Here is a 20,081-nt window from a genome sequence, read left to right on the forward strand (position 1 = left end):
TCGTCGAACGCGTCAGAAACGGTCGGTCGGGCGATGAATGCCCCACACCTCGCGCAGGGTGCCACACACCTCACCGACGGTGGCTCGGGACCGCAACGCCTCCTTCATCGGATAGAGCACGTTGGCGTCCCCCTCCGCGGCGGCGCGCAGCTCGGCCAGCGCCCGCTCGACCGCGCCCGCGTCGCGATCGGCGCGCAGCCTCGCCAACCGCTCCGCCTGAGCCGCCTCGATCGTCGGGTCCACCCGCAACGGCTCGTACGGCTCCTCCTCCTCGATCCGGAACCGGTTGAGCCCCACCACCACCCGCTCACCCGCGTCGATCTCCTGGGCGATCCGGTACGCGGACTGCTCGATCTCCCGCTTCTGGAAACCGGCCTCGATCGCGTCCACCGCCGAGCCGTGGTCGAAGACCCGGTCCATCAGCCCGGTGATCGCCGCCTCCAACTCGTCGGTCATCGCCTCCACCACGTACGACCCGGCGAACGGGTCGACGGTGGCGGTGAGATCCGTCTCGTACGCCAGCACCTGCTGGGTGCGCAACGCCAGCCGGGCCGCCTTCTCGGTGGGCAGCGCGATCGCCTCGTCGAAGCTGTTGGTGTGCAACGACTGGGTGCCGCCGAGCACCGCGCCCAGGCCCTGCACCGCCACCCGGACCAGGTTGACCTCCGGCTGCTGCGCGGTGAGCTGCACGCCCGCGGTCTGGGTGTGGAACCGCAGCATCATCGACTTCGGGTTCTTCGCGCCGAACTCGTCACGCATCAGGCGGGCCCAGATGCGGCGGGCGGCGCGGAACTTGGCGACCTCCTCCAGCAGCGTGGTGCGGGCCACGAAGAAGAACGACAGCCGGGGCGCGAAGGCGTCCACGGCCAGCCCGGCCGCGAGCGCCGCGCGGACGTACTCCACGCCGTTGGCCAGGGTGAACGCGATCTCCTGCGCGGGCGAGGCGCCGGCCTCCGCCATGTGGTAGCCGGAGATCGAGATGGTGTTCCACTTCGGCACCTCGGCCCGGCAGTAGGCGAAGGTGTCGGCGACCAGCCGCAGCGAGGGCTTCGGCGGGAAGATGTACGTCCCCCGGGCGATGTACTCCTTGAGGATGTCGTTCTGGATGGTCCCGTTGAGCGCCTCCCCGGGCACCCCGGTCTCCTCCGCCACCAGTTGGTAGAGCAGCAGCAGCACCGAGCCCGGCGCGTTGATGGTCATCGAGGTGGAGACCTTGTCCAGCGGAATGTCGCCGAACAACGTGCGCATGTCCTCGATGGAGTCGATCGCGACGCCGACCTTGCCCACCTCGCCGTGCGCGATCGGGTCGTCCGAGTCGTACCCCATCTGGGTGGGCAGGTCGAAGGCGACGGACAGGCCCATGGTGCCGGCGCGGAGCAGCTGGTGGTAGCGCGCGTTGCTCTCGGTGGCGGTGCCGAAGCCGGCGTACTGCCGCATGGTCCACGGGCGGGACGTGTACATCGTCGGATAGACCCCGCGGGTGTACGGATAGTCGCCCGGCTCGCCCAGCCGGGACTCCAGATCCGCCGGAAGGTCGGCCGCCGTGTAGACGCCCCTGATCGGAAAACCCGACTCGCTTGACCGCGCATCGCTCATTACCGGATGGTAGGACGCGGTTGCCGCCGCAGGGGTGAGGGATACCGCACACCGGGACGCGGCCACCCACCGGAGGTGAGTAACTGCCCACATACCGTCGAGTAGATAAACGCCCGCCGCGTCGGGTTTCGCATCGGGCGTCGGAACCAGCAAGATAGAGGGGTTGTGTCCCAGCCCCCTCGATATCCCCCGGTGGCTTTTCTGTGACTCAGATTCCGACGTGGAGCGGTGGACCGGCCAGTCCCCCCACTGGACGCGCGGCGCCCGGCACCACCATCGGTGGGCGCTACTCGTTGCGCTCGCCGGTGGGCAACGGCGGCATGGGCACGGTCTGGCGGGCCACAGACACCCTGCTGCGCCGTGACGTGGCGGTCAAGGAAGTCGTCCTCCCGCCCGGGCTCGCCCCCAGCGACCGCGACGCGCTCTACGAACGGACGCTCCGCGAGGCCCGCGCCGCCGCCGCGATCCAGCACCCGGCCGTCGTGCAGGTCTACGACGTGGTCACCGAGGGCGGCCGGCCGTGGATCGTGATGGAGCTGCTGGACGCCCGCAGCCTCGCCGACATGGTGATCGAGGACGGGCCGGTCGCGCCCCGCGCGGTCGCCAAGATCGGCATCGCCCTGCTCGGCGCGCTGGAGGTGGCCCACGCGCTCAGCGTGCTGCACCGCGACGTCAAGCCGGCCAACGTGCTGATCTGCTCCGACGGCCGCTGCGTGCTCACCGACTTCGGCGTGGCCCGGATGCCCACCGACGTGCAGCTCACCACGCCCGGGATGGTGCTCGGCTCGCCGCACTTCATCTCCCCCGAGCGGGCCATGGGCCAGGAGTTCGGCCCGCCCAGCGACCTGTTCTCGCTCGGCGTGACGCTCTACACCGCGGTCGAGGGCCGGCCCCCGTTCGACAAGGGCGACCCGATCGAGACCATGCACGCCGTGGTCGAGGACCCGCCCGCCACGCCGCAGCGCAGCGGCCCGCTGACCGGCGTGCTGATGGGCCTGCTGGAGAAGGACCCGGCCCGCCGGCTGGACGTGCCGCGCGCCCGGGCCATGCTGCGTGAGCTGCTAGCCGGTCCGCTGACCAGCACCGCCACCGCCGTCAACTCGGTCACCGACCCGTACGCGGTGGTGCCGGTGCCGCGCCCCACCACGCCGCCGGCGATCGCCGCGGAGCCGAAGCCGAGCGGCCAGATCGGCGGCCGGGCGATGATCGAACCGGGCGAGTCGCTCACCGACCGGCTCGCCGCCCTGCGCCGCGGCGAGCGTCCCGCCGCGAAGCCGGCCACCGGCGCCGCGGCGCTCGACGAGACGAGCGCCGACGCGCTCGCCGGGCCGCTGCACACGCCCACCGGCGCGATGTCCGGGCCGGACGCGACCGAAGCGACCCAGCGCATCTCGCCGGACTCCACCGTCCGGTTCAACCAGGGCGGCGGCGCGGACGCCACGCAGCACGTCCCCACCACCAAACCGGCCACCTACGGTGGCGGCAACCAGTGGTCGGTGCCGGGCACCGGCCAGCCGTGGACCACCCCCGCCACCGCGCCCGCCGACGGCGCGTCCGGCGGGGCGAAGGGCCTCCTCGACCGGGTGAAGGCGTTGCCCCGCAAGGTGCAACTCGCCGCCGCCGGCGGCCTGGCCGTGGTGCTGCTGGTGAGCGTGATCGCACTGACCAGCGGCGGCGACGACGCTCCCCCGCCGATCGTCGGCGCGCTGCCGTCGAACTCGACCCCCGCCGCGCCGGAGATGCAGGAGCAGACCACCAAGGGCATCACGGTCCAGGTGCCGAAGGGATGGGACCGCAAGACCGGCGGCGTCTTCGTCGACTTCGTCGACCCGCAGGACAGCGGCCGGAAGGTGCGCGTGCTCGCCGAGAACTGGGGCGGCACATCGGTCAGCTGGGCCGAGTTCGCCTCGCGCAACCTGCGCGACAAGAGCAAGGCGTGCGACAAGCCCTACGAGCAGCTCGCGATGACGGAGACGACGCTTGCCGGAAAGCCGGCGGCGGAGTTCGAATACACCTGCGGCGACGGTGACACCAAGCGACACGGGGTGTGGCGCGGCGTGGTGCAGGACGACAAGGTCTACTCGTTCTACCTCACCTCGGGCGAGGCGAACTTCGCCGAGAGCAAGCCGATCTTCGACGCGATGGTCAATTCGTTCCAGCTCACGGCGGCCAACTGAGTCGAGGCCGACGACCGGTGATGGTCCGCCGCCGTGCTATCAAGAGGCAATGGCGGCGGACACCACTGACCTTGACGACCTTCGCGTGCGAGCCGAGCGCTGGCTCGCCGACGACCCCGACCCGGCCGACCGGGACGAGCTGCGCGCCGTCCTCGACGGGCTGCCCGGCACGGCCGCCGAGCTGGCCGACCGCTTCGCCGGCCCGCTGACCTTCGGCACCGCCGGGCTGCGCGGCCCGCTGCGCGCCGGCCCCAACGGGATGAACCTCGCCGTGGTCACCCAGGCCGCGGCCGGGCTGGTCGGCTGGCTCGCCGCCCAGGGCGGCGAGGGCCCGCTGGTGATCGGGTACGACGCGCGGCGCGGCTCGCGGGCGTTCGCCGAGCGCACCGCGCAGGTGGCCACCGGCGCCGGCCGGCCCGCGCTGCTGCTGCCCCGCCCGCTGCCCACACCGGTGCTGGCGTTCGCGGTGCGGCAACTCGGCGCCGTCGCCGGAGTGATGGTCACCGCCAGCCACAACCCGCCCCAGGACAACGGCTACAAGGTCTACCTGGGCGCGCGGCTCGGCGGCGAGCTGGGCGCGGGCGCACAGATCGTGCCACCCGCCGACGCCGGCATCGAGGCGGCCATCCGTGCGGTCGGCCCGCTGGCGCAGGTGCCGCTCGGCCCACCCGGCCAGGTGCTCGGCGACGACGTGGTCGCCGCGTACGTGGACCGGGCCGCCGCGGTGGTCGACCCGGCCGGGCCGCGCGACCTGCGGGTGGCGTACACGCCGCTGCACGGGGTGGGCGCGGCGGTGCTGACCGCCGCGTTCGCCCGGGCCGGCTTCGGAGTGCCCGGCGTGGTGCCCGAGCAGGCCGAGGCGGACCCGGCGTTCCCGACCGTCGCCTTCCCCAACCCGGAGGAGCCGGGCGCGGTGGACCTGCTCGTCGCGTTGGCCGACCGCACCGGCGCGGACCTGGCGATCGCCAACGACCCGGACGCGGACCGCTGCGCGGTGGTGGTACGCGACGGCGGGTCCTGGCGGATGCTGCGCGGCGACGAGGTGGGCGCGCTGCTCGCCGACCACCTGATGCGACGCGGAGTGACCGGCCTCTACGCCACCACCATCGTCTCCTCCTCGCTGCTGCGGGCCATGGCCACGGCACGAGGCATGCCCTACGACGAGACGCTCACCGGGTTCAAGTGGATCGTCCGGGCCGGCGGTGGTCACGAGCCGCTCGTCTACGGCTACGAGGAGGCGCTCGGTTACTGCGTGGCGCCGGAGCACGTGCGGGACAAGGACGGCATCACCGCCGCGCTCACCGTCGCCGAGCTGGCCGCCGGGCTCAAGGCCCAGGGTCGTACGCTCACCGACCGCCTCGACGAGTTGGCCGCCGAGTTCGGCGTGCACCACACCGACCAGCTCTCGGTGCGGGTGGACGATCTGCGGGTGATCGCGGAGGCGATGGCGCGGATCCGGGCGGCCACGCCGACCGCACTGCTCGGGCACCCGGTCACCGAGGCGTCCGATCGGCTCCCCGACGCGGACGTGGTGACCCTGCGCACCGAGGCCGCCCGGGTGGTCATCCGGCCCTCCGGCACCGAGCCGAAACTCAAGGCGTATCTGGAGGTGGTGGAGCCGGTGACCGGCGGCGACGTCCCCGCGGCCCGGCAGCGTGCCCGGGTCGCCGTCGCCGAGCTGCGCACCGAGATCGCCACCGCCCTCGCCCTCTGAGGTGTAAGGCGGGGGCCCTTCTTAACACCTGAGTGTTAAGAAGGGCCCCCGCCTCTACCGAATGCGTTAAGCGGGGCCCCCGCCTTACATGCTGGGCCGCTTGCCGAGGGCGGCGTCCACCGCCTGGGCCAGGGCGGCGATGACCAGGCTCACCGAGGGGCGTACCACGCTGTCGTCCACGCTCACCGTGCCGGAGAAGCCGGCGCCCGTGGCGATCTCCGCCAGGCGCTTGCCGGCGTCTTCCGCGGCGGGGCCGGTGAGCCCGAGCGCCGGCTCCATCCGCAGCACCGCGACAAGCGTGGCGAGGGCGGCGGTCCGCTCGTCCGGGAGCTGCCCGCTGGTGAGCGCCTCGGCCAGTCGCCGCCGGATGTCCGCCTCGACCGAGGCGTCCGTCACCGGGTAGCGGTGCACGTGGATGAAGCCCAGCTCGGTCTCGTCCACGTCGCGGACCACGCCGCGTTCGCAGAGGTCGCCGAGGATCCGGTCGCGCAGGCCGTGCCGCAGCCGCTGCACCCACGACGACGGCGTGTGCGGGGTGTCCGCGGCGATCTTGGCGAGCACCGCGTCCGCGATCGGCTCGCCGGTCGGTGCCGGATCGACCGCCGTCAGGTTTCCGTCGGCGTACGCGACGCGGCCGGCCAGGGCCAGCTCGACCAGTACCGCGGCGGCCATCCCCAGGTCCAGGCTGATCCGCGGCATGGCCGCCTTGCCGGTTTCGTCGTCATACGCGAGGAGCAGCAGTTCCTCGGCGAGCGCAACACCATTCATGGCCCGGAACGCTAGCGCCTTCCCGCAGCCCGCGCACCGACTTGCCGTGGTCAGAAGCGGGGCATGCCGCCGAACTGGCGGTCACCGGCGTCGCCCAGGCCGGGGACGATGAACATCCGGTCGTTCAGGCCCTCGTCGATGGACGCGGTGACCAGTCGCAGCGGCAGTCCGCTGCGCTCCAGCCGGGCGATGCCGACCGGGGCGGCCAGCACGCAGAGCACGGTGATGTCGGTGCAGCCGCGGTCGGCGAGGAGCCGGCAGCAGTGCTCCAGCGAGCCGCCGGTGGCGAGCATCGGGTCGAGCACCAGCACCGGCCGGCCGGTCAGGTCCCGGGGCAGCGACTCCATGTACGCCCGCGGCTCGTACGTCTCCTCGTCGCGGGCCAGGCCCACGAAGCCCATCGACGACTCGGGCACCAGGCCGAGCGCGGCGTCGGCCATGCCGAGCCCGGCCCGCAGCACCGGCACCAGCAGCGGCGGGTTGGCCAGCCGGGTGCCCTCGGTGGCGGTGACCGGGGTCTGGATCGAGTAGTTCTCGACCGGGAAGGAGCGCGCGGCCTCGTACACCAGCATGGTGGTGAGTTCGCGCAGTGCGGCCCGGAACGACGCGGAGTCGGTCCGGGCGTCCCGCATGGCGGTCAGCCGCGTCTGGGCGAGCGGATGGTCAATGACGTGTACGTCCACGATCGCTCAACCTACCGGTCCCCGGTCCGGCGCACGGTGGGTGCGGCCCGGCCAGCGACGCCGCTCACCACAGATCTGACGTGACCAAGATCACTCGACTCGCGGGTGCGTACTATTCGGGGCATGACGGCGACAGCGACGTCGGCCCGGTCGGACCTCTCCGAGCTGGGACGATCCGAGACCGCTCTGCGGACCTTCCTGCACGGCCTACCGGGCGTGGACCAGGTCGGCGCGGAGCAGCGGGCGGCCCAACTCGGCACCCGCTCCATCAAGACCACGGCCAAAGCCGAGGCGATCGACCTGGCGATCCGGATGGTCGACCTGACCACCCTCGAAGGGGCCGACACCCCGGGCAAGGTGCGGGCGCTCGCCGCCAAGGCCCTGCGCCCCGACCCGGCCGACCCGAGCTGCCCGCACGTCGGCGCGGTCTGCGTCTACCCGGCGATGGTCCCGTACGTGGCCGAGGTGCTGCGCGGCAGCGACGTGCACCTGGCCAGCGTGGCGACGTCGTTCCCGTCCGGGCAGGCCCCGCTGGAGATCAAGCTCGCCGACGTCCGGGCGGCCGTCGAGGCCGGCGCGGACGAGATCGACATGGTGATCAGCCGGGGCGCGTTCCTGGCCGGGCGCTACGCCGAGGTGTACGACGAGATCGTGGCCACCAAGGAGGCGTGCGGGGACGCCCACCTCAAGGTCATCCTGGAGACCGGCGAGCTGGCCACCTACGACAACGTACGGCGTGCCTCGTGGCTGGCCATGCTGGCCGGCGGCGACTTCGTCAAGACCTCCACCGGCAAGGTCCCGGTCGCGGCCACGCTGCCGGTGACGCTGGTGATGCTGGAGGCGGTACGCGACTTCCGCGCCGCCACCGGGCGGCAGGTCGGCGTGAAGCCGGCCGGCGGCATCAAGAACACCAAGGACGCGATCAAGTACCTGGTCATGGTCAACGAGACCGTCGGCGCCGACTGGCTCGACCCGGACTGGTTCCGGTTCGGCGCGTCGAGCCTCCTCAACGACCTGCTGATGCAGCGCACCAAGCTGACGACCGGCGTCTACGCCGGCCCCGACTACTTCACCCTGGACTGAACGCGATGTTCGAATACGCCCCTGCACCCGAGTCGCGCGCAATCGTCGACCTCAGGCCGTCCTACGGCCTGTTCATCGACGGCGAGTTCGTCGACGGCGAGGATCTCCACAAGTCGATCAGCCCGGCCACCGAGGAGGTGCTCGCCGAGGTCACCTGGGCCAGCGAGGCGGAGGTCGACCGCGCGGTCCGGGCGGCCCGGACGGCGTACGAGAAGGTCTGGGGTCCGATGCCGGGCCGGGACCGGGCGAAGTACCTGTTCCGGATCGCCCGGATCGTTCAGGAGCGCTCGCGCGAGCTGGCGGTGCTGGAGTCGCTCGACAACGGCAAGCCGATCCGGGAGTCCCGCGACGTCGACCTGCCGCTGGTGGCCGCGCACTTCTTCTACTACGCCGGCTGGGCCGACAAGCTGGAGCACGCCGGGTTCGGGGCGGACCCGAAGCCGCTCGGCGTCGCCGCGCAGGTCATTCCGTGGAACTTCCCGCTGCTCATGCTGGCCTGGAAGATCGCCCCGGCGCTCGCCGCCGGCAACACCGTGGTGCTGAAGCCGGCCGAGACCACCCCGCTCACCGCGCTGCTCTTCGCCGAGATCTGCCAGCAGGCCGACCTGCCGGCCGGCGTGGTCAACATCGTCACCGGCGCCGGCGACACCGGCCGGGCGCTCGTCGAGCATCCGGGCGTGAACAAGGTCGCGTTCACCGGCTCCACCGAGGTCGGCAAGGCCATCGCGCGTGCCGTCGCCGGCACCCGCAAGAAGCTCACCCTGGAGCTGGGCGGCAAGGCCGCCAACATCGTCTTCGACGACGCCCCGGTCGACCAGGCGGTCGAGGGGATCGTCAACGGCATCTTCTTCAACCAGGGCCACGTCTGCTGCGCCGGCTCCCGCCTGCTGGTCCAGGAGTCGGTCGCGGACCAGGTGCTGGAAGCGCTCAGGTCCCGGATGGCCCGGCTGCGGGTCGGTGATCCGCTGGACAAGAACACCGACATCGGCGCGATCAACTCGGCCGAGCAGCTCGCCCGGATCCGCGAGCTGTCCGACGCCGGCGCCGCCGAAGGCGCGCAGCGCTGGTCGCCGCCGTGCGAGCTGCCCGACCGCGGCTTCTGGTTCGCGCCGACCATCTTCACCGGCGTCACCCAGGCGCACCGGATCGCCCGCGAGGAGATCTTCGGCCCGGTGCTGTCCGTGCTCACCTTCCGCACCCCGGCGGAGGCCGTTGAGAAGGCCAACAACACGCCGTACGGCCTGTCGGCCGGGATCTGGACCGACAAGGGTTCCCGGATCCTGTGGGTGGCCGACCGGCTGCGCGCCGGCGTGGTCTGGGCCAACACGTTCAACAAGTTCGACCCGACGTCGCCGTTCGGCGGCTACAAGGAGTCGGGCTACGGTCGCGAGGGCGGCCGGCACGGGCTGGAGGCGTACCTCAATGTCTGAGCGGGTCGCGGTACGCAAGACGTACAAGCTCTTCATCGGCGGGAAGTTCCCGCGCAGCGAGTCGGGACGGTCGTATCTGGTGCAATCCGCGAACGTGTCGTTGGCCTCCCGCAAGGACGCGCGGGACGCGGTGGTCGCCGCCCGGGCCGCGGTGAAGGGCTGGGCCGGGGCGACCGCGTACAACCGGGGTCAGATCCTCTACCGGGTGGCCGAGATGCTTGAGGGCCGGCGCGAGCAGTTCGTGGCGCTCGGCGTACCCGCCGACGAGGTCGACGCCGCGATCGACCGCTGGGTCTGGTACGCCGGATGGTCCGACAAGCTGCCGCAGGTCTACGGCGGGGCGAACCCGGTGGCCGGCCCGTACTTCAACCTGTCCGCGCCGGAGCCGACAGGCGTGGTGGCGGTGGTGGCCCCGGAGGCGCCGGCGCTGCTCGGCCTGGTGAGCGTGGTCGCCCCGGCGATCGTCACCGGCAACACCGTGGTGGTGGCCGCCTCCCCGGCGGCCCCGCTGGCGGCGGTGACCCTGGCCGAGGTGCTGGCCACCTCCGATCTGCCCGGCGGCGTGGTCAACATCCTCACCGGGCGGCTGTCCGAGACGGTGCCGACGCTCGCCGCGCACATGGATGTGAACGCGATCGACCTGACCGGTGCCGCCGACGCCGAGCTGGCGGCGGAGCTGGAGGTCAAGGCCGCGGAGAACCTCAAGCGGGTGCTCCGGCCGGCTCCGGCCGACCACGACTGGTACGCCGACCCGGGCGTCACCCGGATGACCACGCTCCTGGAGACGAAGACCGTCTGGCACCCCAAGGGCGTCTGACCCCTCTCTACTACGGGGGGTAGGATTGGGGGGTGACTCGGCTGGGGGACCTTGAGCGTGCGGTGATGGACGTGCTGTGGGATTCGGCGTCCGCCACGCCGGACGGCGTGACCGTGCGCGAGGTCGCCGACGCCCTGGACGGGCGTGAGCTGGCGTACACGACCGTGATGACCGTGCTCGACCGGCTCGCCGGCAAGGGCATGGTGCAGCGCGAGCGGGAGGGGCGGGCCTGGCGTTACCGGCCCGCCGCCACCCGGGAGGCGCACATCGCCCAGCTCATGCTCGACGCCCTCGACCTGGGTGGCAGCCGGGACGCCGCGCTCGTCCGCTTCGCCCGCTCGGTGACCGGCACGGAGGCGGACGTGCTCCGCGCCGCGCTCGCCGCCGAGGCGGCCGAGGCAGGCCCGCACACCGGCGCCCGATCCCGCGCCGCAGGGCCGGAGGCGGCCGAAGCAGGCCCCCATACCGGCGCCCGATCCCGCGCCGCAGGGCCGGCCGGCGCCGAGGCCGGGCTGACCGGACGGGTCGAGGATGCGCGGCCCGCCGGGCCGGCGCTCGACGAGGCGACGGACCGGTAGGGCGACCGCCGTGGCGTACGCCGTGCACTTCGCCGCGACCGTCCTGGCCTGCTGGCTGACCGCGCAGGTCCTCGCCGCCGCGCGCTGGACGTGGCGGGCGCCTCGGGTGGCGATCGTCTGCTGGCAGGCGGTCGGGTTGGCGCTCGGGCTCTCCGCCATGGGGCTGCCGATGGCGGTCGGGCTCACCGCCTACGACCGGCCGACCGGGAGCGCGCTGCTGGCGCTCGCCGACGACCTGACCCACGGCACGCTGCCGGCCGGCGTGGGCGCGGCGCACCTCGGCCTGGTCGGGGTCGGCTTCGGTATCGGCGCGGTGCTGCTCACCACGACCGTGCGCGCGGTGCACGGCGCGGTACGCGCCCAGCGCCGGCATCGGGAGCTGCTCAGCCTGGTGGCGCGGCGCGACCCGACGGTGCCCGGCGCGCTGGTGCTCGACCATCCGAGTGCGGCGGCCTACTGCCTGCCCGGGGTGCGGCCCCGGGTGGTGGTCAGCGCCGGCACTGTCGACCTGCTCGACCCGGCGGAGTTGGCGGCGGTGCTGGCCCACGAGCGGGCGCACGCGCAGGAGCGGCACGACCTGGTGCTGCTGCCGTTCACCGCGTTGTGTCGGGCGCTGCCCTGGTTCCGCTGGGTGCGCGACGCGCACGCCCGGGTGGCGCTGCTTGTCGAGATGCGCGCGGACGACAAGGCCCGGGAGTTGCACGCGGAGGAGCCGCTTGCCGGCGCGCTGCGCCGGTTCGCCGCCGCCGGGCACCGGGTCACGCCGGCCGGCACGCTCGGCATCGGCGACCGTGACCTGGACGTACGGGTGCAGCGCCTGCTTGTCGCGGACCGTCCGCCCCGGGTGCTCGGCGCCGCCGCGTTGGCCGTTGCCGCCACCCTGGTCGCGCTGCCGATCTCCCTGTTCCTCAGCTGATTCTGGCGCCGCCCTCGCGCGCGTCCTCGGGCGTTCAAGCGGGGCCCGTTCCTCTACCGCAGGCGTTAAGCGGGGGCCCCGCCTTCGGTCTGTATGGGTAGATAGCCTACGTGTAGGGTGGCTACGACAAGAGAGCCAACCTGTGGGAGGACGGCCATGGACCCCCTGCTCCTCGCCCGACTTCAGTTCGCCACCACCACCTCGATCCACTTCCTCTTCGTGGTGGTCACGCTCGGGTTGGTCACCCTGCTGGTCGGGCTCCAGACCGCCGGCTACCTCACCGGCAAACCGGTGTACGAGCGGCTGACCCGGTTCTGGGGCCAGCTCTACGTGATCAACTATGTGCTCGGGATCGCCAGCGGGATCGTCATGGAGTTCCAGTTCGGGCTGAACTGGAGCGGCCTGTCGCGCTACGTGGGCAACGTGTTCGGCGCGCCGCTGGCCATCGAGACGCTCGTCGCGTTCTTCCTGGAGTCCACGTTCCTCGGCATGTGGATCTTCGGGTGGCACCGGCTCCGGCGCGGCGTGCACCTGGCGCTGCTCTGGGGCGTCGCGCTCACCGCGTACGCCTCGGCGTTCTGGATCATGGTGGCGAACGCCTGGCTCCAGCACCCGGTCGGCTACGAGGTACGCGACGGCGTCGCCCACCTGACCGACTTCGGCGCACTCGTCACCAACCCCACGTTCGGCTTCGCGTTCGGCCACGTGCTGTCGGCGAGCCTGGTCACCGGCGGCCTGCTGATGGCCGCGGTCAGCGCCTGGCACCTGCTCCGGCGTACCCCCGATTTTCTGCTCTTCCGCACCTCGCTGCGGCTCGGCCTGGTCACCGCGGCGGTCGCGGTCAGCGCGTTGCAGGGTTTCGGCTTCGCCCAGTTCGGCCCGGTCGGCCAGCTCCAGCCGACCAAGTTCGGCGGCGGCCCGGACCGGGACGCGACGGTCGCCGACTGGACCGCGCGGTTCGGCCCCGGCGACTGGACCCCGCCCGCGCTGTCCAGCGTCGGCCTCGGCTTCATGATCCTGATCGGCTTCGCCCTGGGCTGCGTCTGGCTCCTGCTGCCGCTGCTGTGGCGCGACTGGATCATCCGGCTGAGGTTCCCGCTCCGGCTGGTCCTGGTCGGGCTGCCGCTGCCGTTCGCGGCGGTGCTGCTCGGCTGGATCGCCCGGGAGGTGGGCCGCCAGCCCTGGGCGGCGTATGGGCTGCTGCCCACCTCGCAGGCCGTGTCGCCGGTGTCGCCCGGGCTGATGCTCACCTCGCTGATCGGATTCGGCCTGCTGCTCGGCGCGCTCGCGGTCACCAACTGGGTGCTGCTGGCCCGGCACGCCGCCCGGGGTGCGCTCGACCCCGCCCTGGGCCGCCCGCCCGCGCCCGACACCGACCCCGACCGTCAGCCCGTGTTCGCCTGAGGGAGCCCGCCGTGGAACTCGCCTGGTACGCCCTGCTCGGCCTCTTCTTCGCCGCCTACCTGGTGCTCGGCGGCTACGACTACGGCGTCGCCCTGCTGCTGGCCCGGCACCCCACCGGTCCCGGCGGAACCGCCCTCAGCGCCACCACCTCCGGCGGAACCGCCCCCGACGCCACCGCCGGGGGCGGGACGACGGGCCGGCGCGCCGCGCTCACCGCCGTCGGCCCGTTCTTCCTCGGCAACGAGGTGTGGCTGGTGGCCTCGGTCGGTATCCTGTTCGGCGCCTTCCCCACCCTGGAGGGCGAGCTGCTCTCCGGCTTCTACCCGGTGGTGCTCGGCGCGCTGACCGGGGTGGTGCTGGTGACCGCCGGCGTGCAACTGCGCGGCCGGGCGGGCGGCGAGGCGGCCCGGGCCGGCTGGGACCGGCTCGTCGTGGCCGGCGGCGTGCTTGCCGCGCTGGGTTGGGGCGCGCTGCTGGGCGGCCTGCTCCAGGGGGTGCCGCGCGCCGCCGACGGGCACGTGGCCGGCGTCGGCCACGTGGTCACCCCGTTCGTCGCCGCCGCCGGGCTGACGCTGCTCGCGCTCGTCGCGGTGCACGGTGCGACGTTCCTCACGCTCCGGCTGCCGGCCGGCGACACGACCGCGCACGCCCGCCTGGCCCGCGGCCTGGTGCCCGCCGCGCTCACCGCGGTCGCCGCGGCCACCGTCCTCGGCCTGCTCTCCGACCGGGTACGCGCTGCCGTGGCGCGGCCGGCGATCGCCGTACTCCTGCCGTTGGCGCTGGTGGCGGCGTTGCTGGTGGCCCGCGCGGCGCTGCGCCGGGGTCGGGCCGGGGTGGCCTTCGTGGCCACCGCGGCGGCGCTGGCGCTGCCCGCCCCGCTCGTCGGCGCCGCGCTCTGGCCCCGGGTCCTGGTCTCCACCACCGACCCGGCGACCTCGCTCACCGTCGCCGAAGCGGCGGCGAGCCGCCCGACGCTGGCGCTGCTGGGTTGGCTCGTGCTGCCGCTCGTGCCGGCCCTACTAGGCTTTCAGGCGATGTGCTGGTGGGTGTTCCGGGGACGGATCGACGGCAGGGCGCCGGTGTACTGGTGAACCGCCGTCCGTTCGACCCACGTCTGCTGCGCCGGGTCCCCGCGGCCCGGCGCGACCTCGCCGTGCTCGCGCTGCTCGGGGGCGCGACCGCACTGCTCGTGGTCGCCCAGGCCACCGCACTGGCCACGCTGCTCGCCACCGCGCTCGACGGGCGGCTGCACCGGCCGGCGCTCGCCGGTCTCCTGGCGGCGGTCGCGGCCCGGGCGCTTGTCGCCTGGGCGCAGGGCACGGTGGCGGCGCGGGCCGCCGCGACGGTCAAGGCGGCGCTGCGGGCGGATCTGCTGCACGCGGTCGGCCGGCACGGTCCGACCTGGGTCGCCGGCCAGCGGGCCGGGCAGCTCGCCACGCTCGCCGGTCGCGGGCTGGACGCGCTCGACGCCTACTTCACCGGCTACCTGCCGCAGCTCGTGCTGAGCGTGACCGTGCCGGCGGCGGTGCTGGCCCGGATCGTGTTCGCCGACTGGAGCTCGGCGCTGATCATCGCGCTCACCATCCCGCTCATCCCGATCTTCGGGGCGCTGCTCGGCTGGCAGGCGCAGGCCGCCACGGAACGGCAGTGGCGGCGGCTGTCGCTGCTCGGCGGGCACTTCCTCGACATGGTCGCCGGGTTGCCCACGCTGCGCGCGTTCGGCCGGGCCCGGGCGCAGGTCGACGTGGTGCGCCGGATGGCCGACGGGCACCGCGCGGCCACCATGCGGACGCTGCGGATCGCGTTCCTGTCCGCGCTGGTCCTGGAGCTGGTCGCCACACTCTCCGTGGCGCTGGTGGCGGTGCCGGTCGGGCTCCGCCTGCTCGGCGGCGGGATCACGCTCTCCACCGCGCTGCTGGTGCTGCTGCTCACCCCGGAGGCTTACCTGCCGCTGCGAGCCGCGGGCAGCCGGTTCCACGCCAGCATGGAGGGGCTCACCGCGCTGGACGAGGCGCTCACCCTGTCCGCGACCGACCCCGCCACCGGGCCCGCCGGCGACCACCGTCCGGCTCCGGACGGCCGCGGCGAGATCCGCTTCGAGGGCGTGACCGTCGCGTACGACCGGACGACCGCGCTGCGCGACGTCACGCTCACCATCCGGCCCGGCGACCGGGTGGCGATCATCGGGCCGAGCGGCGCGGGCAAGAGCACGCTGCTCAACCTGCTTCTCGGCTTCGTCGCCCCGACCGCCGGCCGGATCACCGTGGACGGCGTCGACCTGGCCGGGGTGGACCTCGACGCCTGGCGTCGCGAGCTGGCCTGGGTGCCGCAGCGGGCGCATCTGTTCGCCGGGTCGCTTGCCGACAACATCCGCCTCGGCGCCCCGGACACGGCCGACGACACGCTTGCCGCCGCCGTCTCCGACGCGGCGCTCGACGAGGTGGTCGCCGCGCTGCCCGACGGACTCGACACCCGGCTCGGCGAGCGCGGTCACGGCCTGTCCAGCGGGCAGCGGCAACGGATCGCGCTGGCCCGGGCGTTCCTCCGCGACGCCCCGGTGGTGCTCCTGGACGAGCCGACCGCCCGCCTGGACAGCGCCAGCGAGGCGGTGGTCCTGGACGCCACCCGGCGGCTGGTCGCCGGCCGGACCGCGCTGCTCGTCGCGCACCGGCCCGCGCTGCTCGCCGACGCCGACCGGATCCTGCGGGTCTCCGACGGCCGGGTCACCGAGCTGCACCCGACGGCCACCGGCACGGCGGTGACCCGATGACGGCCGAGCGGGCCGTGCTGCGCCTGACGGCCCTCGGTGCGGCGGTGACCCGATGACGGCCGAGCGTGCCGTGCTGCGCCTGGCCCGGCCGTACCTGGGCCGGCTGCTGGGCGCCGGCCTGCTCGCCGCGGCGACCGAGCTCGCCGGGCTGGCGCTGATGGCCACCGCCACCTGGCTGCTGATGAGCGCCGCCGGCCGGCCACCGCTGGACCGGCTCACCGTGGCGATCGTGGCGGTACGGGCGCTCGCGGTCGGCCGGGGCGCGTTCCGCTACACCGAGCGGCTCGCCGGGCACGACGCCGTGCTCCGCATGATCACCGACGTCCGGGCCCGGGTCTTCGCCACGCTCGCCGCCCGGCGCGACGCCGCCGACCGGCGCACCGGGGACGCGCTGAGCCGGTTGGTCTCCGACGTGGAGGCGGCTCAGGATTTGCTGCTGCGGGTGCTCGTGCCGGGGGCAGCGGCGGCCCTGGTCAGCCTGCTCGCCGTCGCCGGCGCCGCGCTGATCTCGCCACCGGCCGCCGGCGTGCTCGCGATCGGCCTGCTGGTCGCCGGGGTGGCGCTGCCGGCGCTTGCCACCCGGCTCACCCGCCGGGCCGCCGACGAGGTGGCCCCGCTGCGCGGCGCGCTCGCCGTGGACGCGGTCGACCTCACCCACGGCGCCGCCGACCTGGCCGCCTTCGGCGCGACCGGCGCCGCGCTGGCCGCCGCCCGGCGACGGGCCGAACGGCTGGCCCGGCTGGAACGCCGGCTCGCCGCGACCGGCTTCGCGGTGGACGCGGCCGGGGTGCTCGTGGGCGGCCTCACCGCCGCCGCGGTGGTGGCCGTGGCGCTGCGCGCCGGGGTGGGCGGGGTGCTCGTGGGCGTCCTCGCGGTGGGCGCGCTGGCCGCCGTCGAGGTGGCCCTCGCCCTGGTCGCGGCGGCCCGGCAGCGCACCCAGCTCCGGGCCGGGCTGGCCCGGGTGGCCGACCTGCTCACCGAGCCCGCCGCGCCACCGCCGGACGCCGCGCCGCTTGCGGACGCCGCACCGCCCGTGGACCCCGCGCCCCCGGAGGACACCGCACCGCCCGTGGACGCCACCGCGCCGCCGGCGCCGGGCGGTCATGACGTGCGGTTCGAGCAGGTGACCGTCCGCTACCGGGCCGGTGCCGCGCCCGCCCTGGCCGGGTTCGACCTCGACCTGCCGGCCGGCCGCCGGGTGGCCGTGGTGGGACCGAGCGGCGCGGGCAAGAGCACGCTTGCCGCGGCGCTCACCGGCGCGGTCCGCCCGGACACCGGCCGGGTCACCGTCGGCGGCGTGCCAGTGGCCGACCACCCGGCCGACCGTCTACCCCGGACGGTCGGCGGCCTGTTCGCCGAGGCGTACGTCTTCCACGCCACCGTGCGGGAGAACCTGCTGCTCGGCCGCCCGGACGCCGGTGCGGCGGACCTGGCCGCCGCCACCCGGGCGGCCGGGCTGCTGGACTGGGTACTCGACCAGCCGGACGGTTGGGAGACAGTGGTCGGCGAGCAGGGCGGGCAGCTGTCCGGCGGGCAGCGGCAGCGGCTGGCGCTGGCCCGGGCGTTGCTTGCCGCCCCGCCGGTGCTGGTGCTTGACGAGCCGACCGAGGGGCTCGACCCGACGGCGGCCGACGTGGTGCTCACCTCCGCCCTGGCCGCCGTCCCGGCCGGGCACTCGGTGCTGCTGATCAGCCACCGGCTCAGCGGCCTGGCCGGGCTGGACGAGATCGTGGTGCTGGAGGACGGCCGGGTGACGCAGCGCGGCCGGCATGACGAGTTGGTGGCGCGCTCCGGCTGGTACCGGGAGCAGTGGCTGCGCCAGGAGACCGCCGAGCGCGGCTATCTCGCGCTGACTCCCTGAGTCCTCCGGGGATTTCCCCGACGCGGGCGCTCGCCCACGGTGGCAGGCTGGTCCCATGCGGGTGGATCAGGGGGTACGGGTCGAGGACCGGCTGCGGGAGTTGTCCGGGCGTCTGCACGGGCCGGCCCGGCTCAAGGCCGATCTGCTGACCGAGGCGCGGCACGCGCTCGAGGACGCCGCCGAGGCGTACCGGGAGGGTGGTCTGCCGCGGGCGGAGGCCGAGCGGCGGGCGGTGGCCGAGTTCGGCAGCGTCGCCCAGCTCGCGCCGGGCTTCCAGGCCGAGCTGGCCGCCGGCGCGCTGCGCGGGCTGGCGCTGCGCACGCTCGCGGTGGCGGTGGTGCTGATGGCCGCCGGTGACCTGACCTGGCACGGGTCGAGCTGGAGCGCCGGCCCGCGACCGCCGGCGGCCTACCTGCTGCTCTCCACGTCGATGCACGGTATCTGGGGGGTGGTCGCCGGGCTGGCGCTGGCCGGGCTGGTGCTCGGCGCGCTCGCCGCCCGGCGGGATTCGCCCTGGCTCGTCCGGTCGGCCCGGGCGGTCGGCTTCGGGTTGACAGGTGGGCTGCTGGTCGGCGCGCTCGCCGGTGGTGCCCTGTTCGGCTGGTCGGTCCGCTTGTGGGACGCCGCGTTGACCTGGCCCCCGATGATCATCGGGGCGGTGGTGGCGTCGGCGGCCTGGTTCTCGCTGGCCCGGTCGGCTCGCTGGTGGCTGCTCAGCGCACGCCGGCCACGGGTGGCCGGTTAGCTCGCGGCCCGCAGGCCCGAGGGGCCGGGTATGCGGGACCGAGGGGCCAGGTACGCAGGCCCGAGGGCCGGGCCCGCGGGTCGGGTGGGTCAGGCCGGCGCGACAGGTGGTTCGTCCGCGCCGAGGAAGCGGCCGACGGTGGCGCTGAACTCCCGCCAGCCGGCCCGTTCCCCGGCGAGTGCCCGGCGGCCCGCGTCGGTGAGCTGGTAGGTGCGGCGTTCCCGGCCGTTGACCGTGCTCCATGTGCTTGCGACCAGGCCGGCCCGCTCCAGCCGGCGCAGCGCCGGATAGATGGTGCCGGTCGGCAGATCGAGCGTGCCGCCACTGCGCGCCCGCAGCGCCTCGATGATCGCGTAGCCGTGCTGCGCGCCCTGCTCGAGCACCGCCAGCAGCAGCGCGTCGAGATGTCCGTGCAGCGCCTGCGCCTTCATGTGTAGAAAGCCTACTTGTCCGGGCTTCGGGACGCCACCGGGGTGGGGTTCCCGTGCGCGACCGGTCGACCACTAGGGTATGTGCGCAGAGTCACTCGGCGGCGCGACGCCGCCGGGTGGGCACCCGAACGCACACGGAGGTCAGCGTGGCCCGCCAGTCGCCCCAACGGCCCGACGCCGACGAGCCCGAGCTCGACGACACCGCGTCGACCGCAGCAGACGAGGTCGAGGCCGACCGCCCGGCCGCGGATCGTGCCCTCTGGGACGAGGTGCGGATCGACCCGGTGGAGATCGCCCTCCCCGCCGGCACCGGCTTCACGCTGCGGGCCTACCGGTCGGCGCGCGAGCTGACCCCGACCGACGTCGCCGAGCGCGACCAGGACGACCCCTTCCTGGCCCGCCGCCAGGTCGTCGAGACCGAGGACGACGAGGAGGTGGTGATCCTCGACGAGGAGTTCGCCGCCCTCTCCGCCGAGGAGGACGACGAGGACGGGAAGAGCACCCGCGGAAAGACCGCCGACGCCGACGCCGACGCCGACCCGGCCGAGGAAGCCGAGGAAGCCGACGACGAGAAGGACGAGGACGAGGACGCCGCGGGCGACGAGGAGGTGCCGGTCTTCCTCACCCACAAGGGCCGGCTGCTGCTGTTCAAGACCCCCGAGTCACTTGTGACTTTCATCCGTTCCGGTGCGCCCACCGACCTGTCCCAACTGGACAGCTGGAATGAACTGTCCGAACGGCTGGAACCGGCCGACGTCGCCCCGCTGGACGACGACACCTACGAGCTCGATCTGGTCGTGGAGAACCTGCGCGGCGGGCACGACGCATGGGATCCCGCGCTCCTGATCGAAGCCGGCGAGATCGCCCGTGACCTGGCGTACGCCCTGCGGCTACCGGCCGTACTCGACATGCTCTCCGCCGGCTCCAGCCTGGACGATCTGGACGAGGCGCTGCGCGCTTCCGTCAACGGCGGAGTCGGTGGTTTCCTGGGCCGGCGGCGGCTGAAGAAAATCGGGGCACAAACCGCAAGTTTGGGTTGGCGCACCATTGTCGGCAAGATCTCTGCCGTCGTGGACTGGCGCGACTGACCCGGAGCGGGGAGCATCAG

Annotated in this window: 16 protein-coding genes and 1 pseudogene; 13 read left to right on the forward strand and 4 right to left on the reverse strand. The window is 74.0% G+C overall.

Annotation, left to right across the window (positions count from 1 at the left end; translation table 11 throughout):
• Nucleotides 1-12: 12 nt before the first annotated feature.
• On the reverse strand, nucleotides 13-1,596 hold the full coding sequence (locus tag O7602_RS24715; RefSeq protein ID WP_281585001.1) for a methylmalonyl-CoA mutase family protein: 1,584 nt from the start codon (nucleotides 1,594-1,596) through the stop codon (nucleotides 13-15).
• Between the two features lie 203 nt (nucleotides 1,597-1,799).
• Between O7602_RS24715 and O7602_RS24720 the strand changes: the two genes are divergently transcribed.
• Both O7602_RS24720 and O7602_RS24725 read left to right on the forward strand, forming a co-directional pair.
• Complete coding sequence (locus O7602_RS24720) at nucleotides 1,800-3,773, forward strand: serine/threonine-protein kinase (protein ID WP_281585002.1); 1,974 nt, start codon at nucleotides 1,800-1,802, stop codon at nucleotides 3,771-3,773.
• 49 nt (nucleotides 3,774-3,822) lie between these two features.
• The gene (locus tag O7602_RS24725) at nucleotides 3,823-5,487 is read left to right on the forward strand and encodes a phospho-sugar mutase (protein ID WP_281585003.1); all 1,665 of its coding nucleotides are present in this window, start codon (nucleotides 3,823-3,825) and stop codon (nucleotides 5,485-5,487) included.
• An 84-nt stretch (nucleotides 5,488-5,571) separates the two neighbouring features.
• Here the strand turns inward: O7602_RS24725 and O7602_RS24730 are convergent, their stop codons facing one another.
• Nucleotides 5,572-6,255, reverse strand: a complete 684-nt coding sequence (locus O7602_RS24730; RefSeq protein ID WP_281585004.1) for a GPP34 family phosphoprotein — start codon at nucleotides 6,253-6,255, stop codon at nucleotides 5,572-5,574.
• Between the two features lie 50 nt (nucleotides 6,256-6,305).
• Nucleotides 6,306-6,938 carry a uracil phosphoribosyltransferase gene (upp, locus tag O7602_RS24735; RefSeq protein ID WP_281585005.1) on the reverse strand — a complete coding sequence of 211 codons (633 nt, stop codon included), beginning with the start codon at nucleotides 6,936-6,938 and terminating at the stop codon, nucleotides 6,306-6,308.
• A 123-nt stretch (nucleotides 6,939-7,061) separates the two neighbouring features.
• Between upp and deoC the strand changes: the two genes are divergently transcribed.
• The 10 genes and pseudogenes from deoC (at nucleotide 7,062) to O7602_RS24785 (ending at nucleotide 18,542) form a co-directional block, all read left to right on the forward strand.
• On the forward strand, nucleotides 7,062-8,021 hold the full coding sequence (gene deoC / locus O7602_RS24740) for a deoxyribose-phosphate aldolase (RefSeq protein WP_281585006.1): 960 nt from the start codon (nucleotides 7,062-7,064) through the stop codon (nucleotides 8,019-8,021).
• 5 nt (nucleotides 8,022-8,026) lie between these two features.
• A complete protein-coding gene (locus O7602_RS24745) occupies nucleotides 8,027-9,451 on the forward strand; it encodes an aldehyde dehydrogenase family protein (protein ID WP_281585007.1) in 1,425 nt (474 codons plus the stop codon).
• The gene (locus tag O7602_RS24750; protein ID WP_281585008.1) at nucleotides 9,444-10,268 is read left to right on the forward strand and encodes an aldehyde dehydrogenase family protein; all 825 of its coding nucleotides are present in this window, start codon (nucleotides 9,444-9,446) and stop codon (nucleotides 10,266-10,268) included. Before O7602_RS24745 ends, O7602_RS24750 begins: the two co-directional genes overlap by 8 nt.
• Before the next feature lie 32 nt (nucleotides 10,269-10,300).
• Entirely contained in the window at nucleotides 10,301-10,846 is a 546-nt protein-coding gene (locus O7602_RS24755; RefSeq protein ID WP_281585009.1) for a BlaI/MecI/CopY family transcriptional regulator, read from the forward strand.
• Nucleotides 10,847-10,856: 10 nt separating this feature from the next.
• The gene (locus tag O7602_RS24760; protein WP_281585010.1) at nucleotides 10,857-11,762 is read left to right on the forward strand and encodes a M56 family metallopeptidase; all 906 of its coding nucleotides are present in this window, start codon (nucleotides 10,857-10,859) and stop codon (nucleotides 11,760-11,762) included.
• A 156-nt stretch (nucleotides 11,763-11,918) separates the two neighbouring features.
• Nucleotides 11,919-13,166, forward strand: a complete 1,248-nt coding sequence (locus O7602_RS24765) for a cytochrome ubiquinol oxidase subunit I (RefSeq protein WP_281585011.1) — start codon at nucleotides 11,919-11,921, stop codon at nucleotides 13,164-13,166.
• Nucleotides 13,167-13,177: 11 nt separating this feature from the next.
• The gene (locus O7602_RS24770; RefSeq protein WP_281585012.1) at nucleotides 13,178-14,257 is read left to right on the forward strand and encodes a cytochrome d ubiquinol oxidase subunit II; all 1,080 of its coding nucleotides are present in this window, start codon (nucleotides 13,178-13,180) and stop codon (nucleotides 14,255-14,257) included.
• Entirely contained in the window at nucleotides 14,254-15,936 is a 1,683-nt protein-coding gene (gene cydD / locus O7602_RS24775) for a thiol reductant ABC exporter subunit CydD (protein WP_281585013.1), read from the forward strand. The genes O7602_RS24770 and cydD overlap by 4 nt, the downstream gene beginning before the upstream one ends.
• A gap of 70 nt (nucleotides 15,937-16,006) precedes the next feature.
• A pseudogene (gene cydC, locus O7602_RS24780) lies at nucleotides 16,007-17,797 on the forward strand (thiol reductant ABC exporter subunit CydC); the annotation flags it as partial.
• A gap of 55 nt (nucleotides 17,798-17,852) precedes the next feature.
• A complete protein-coding gene (locus O7602_RS24785) occupies nucleotides 17,853-18,542 on the forward strand; it encodes a permease prefix domain 1-containing protein (RefSeq protein ID WP_281585014.1) in 690 nt (229 codons plus the stop codon).
• A gap of 89 nt (nucleotides 18,543-18,631) precedes the next feature.
• Here the strand turns inward: O7602_RS24785 and O7602_RS24790 are convergent, their stop codons facing one another.
• A complete protein-coding gene (locus O7602_RS24790) occupies nucleotides 18,632-18,973 on the reverse strand; it encodes a helix-turn-helix transcriptional regulator (RefSeq protein ID WP_281585015.1) in 342 nt (113 codons plus the stop codon).
• Between the two features lie 116 nt (nucleotides 18,974-19,089).
• On the opposite strand from O7602_RS24790, the gene O7602_RS24795 reads away from it, so the two are divergent.
• Nucleotides 19,090-20,061 (forward strand): DNA primase, encoded by a 972-nt coding sequence (locus tag O7602_RS24795; protein WP_281585016.1) that lies wholly within the window; start codon nucleotides 19,090-19,092, stop codon nucleotides 20,059-20,061.
• The last annotated feature ends 20 nt before the right edge of the window (nucleotides 20,062-20,081 follow it).

It is taken from the genome of Micromonospora sp. WMMD1128 (genome assembly GCF_027497235.1).
In the GTDB taxonomy this organism is placed as follows: domain Bacteria; phylum Actinomycetota; class Actinomycetes; order Mycobacteriales; family Micromonosporaceae; genus Micromonospora.

Bases quoted from the DNA above. Each gene is read 5' to 3' on its own strand.
- O7602_RS24715 (WP_281585001.1), bottom strand. From the start codon at position 1,596: ATGAGCGATGCGCGGTCAAGCGAGTCGGGTTTTCCGATCAGGGGCGTC.
- O7602_RS24745 (WP_281585007.1), top strand. From the start codon at position 8,027: ATGTTCGAATACGCCCCTGCACCCGAGTCGCGCGCAATCGTCGACCTC.
- deoC (WP_281585006.1), top strand. From the start codon at position 7,062: ATGACGGCGACAGCGACGTCGGCCCGGTCGGACCTCTCCGAGCTGGGA.
- O7602_RS24785 (WP_281585014.1), top strand. From the start codon at position 17,853: ATGCGGGTGGATCAGGGGGTACGGGTCGAGGACCGGCTGCGGGAGTTG.
- O7602_RS24790 (WP_281585015.1), bottom strand. From the start codon at position 18,973: ATGAAGGCGCAGGCGCTGCACGGACATCTCGACGCGCTGCTGCTGGCG.
- O7602_RS24730 (WP_281585004.1), bottom strand. From the start codon at position 6,255: ATGAATGGTGTTGCGCTCGCCGAGGAACTGCTGCTCCTCGCGTATGAC.
- O7602_RS24750 (WP_281585008.1), top strand. From the start codon at position 9,444: ATGTCTGAGCGGGTCGCGGTACGCAAGACGTACAAGCTCTTCATCGGC.
- O7602_RS24725 (WP_281585003.1), top strand. From the start codon at position 3,823: ATGGCGGCGGACACCACTGACCTTGACGACCTTCGCGTGCGAGCCGAG.
- O7602_RS24765 (WP_281585011.1), top strand. From the start codon at position 11,919: ATGGACCCCCTGCTCCTCGCCCGACTTCAGTTCGCCACCACCACCTCG.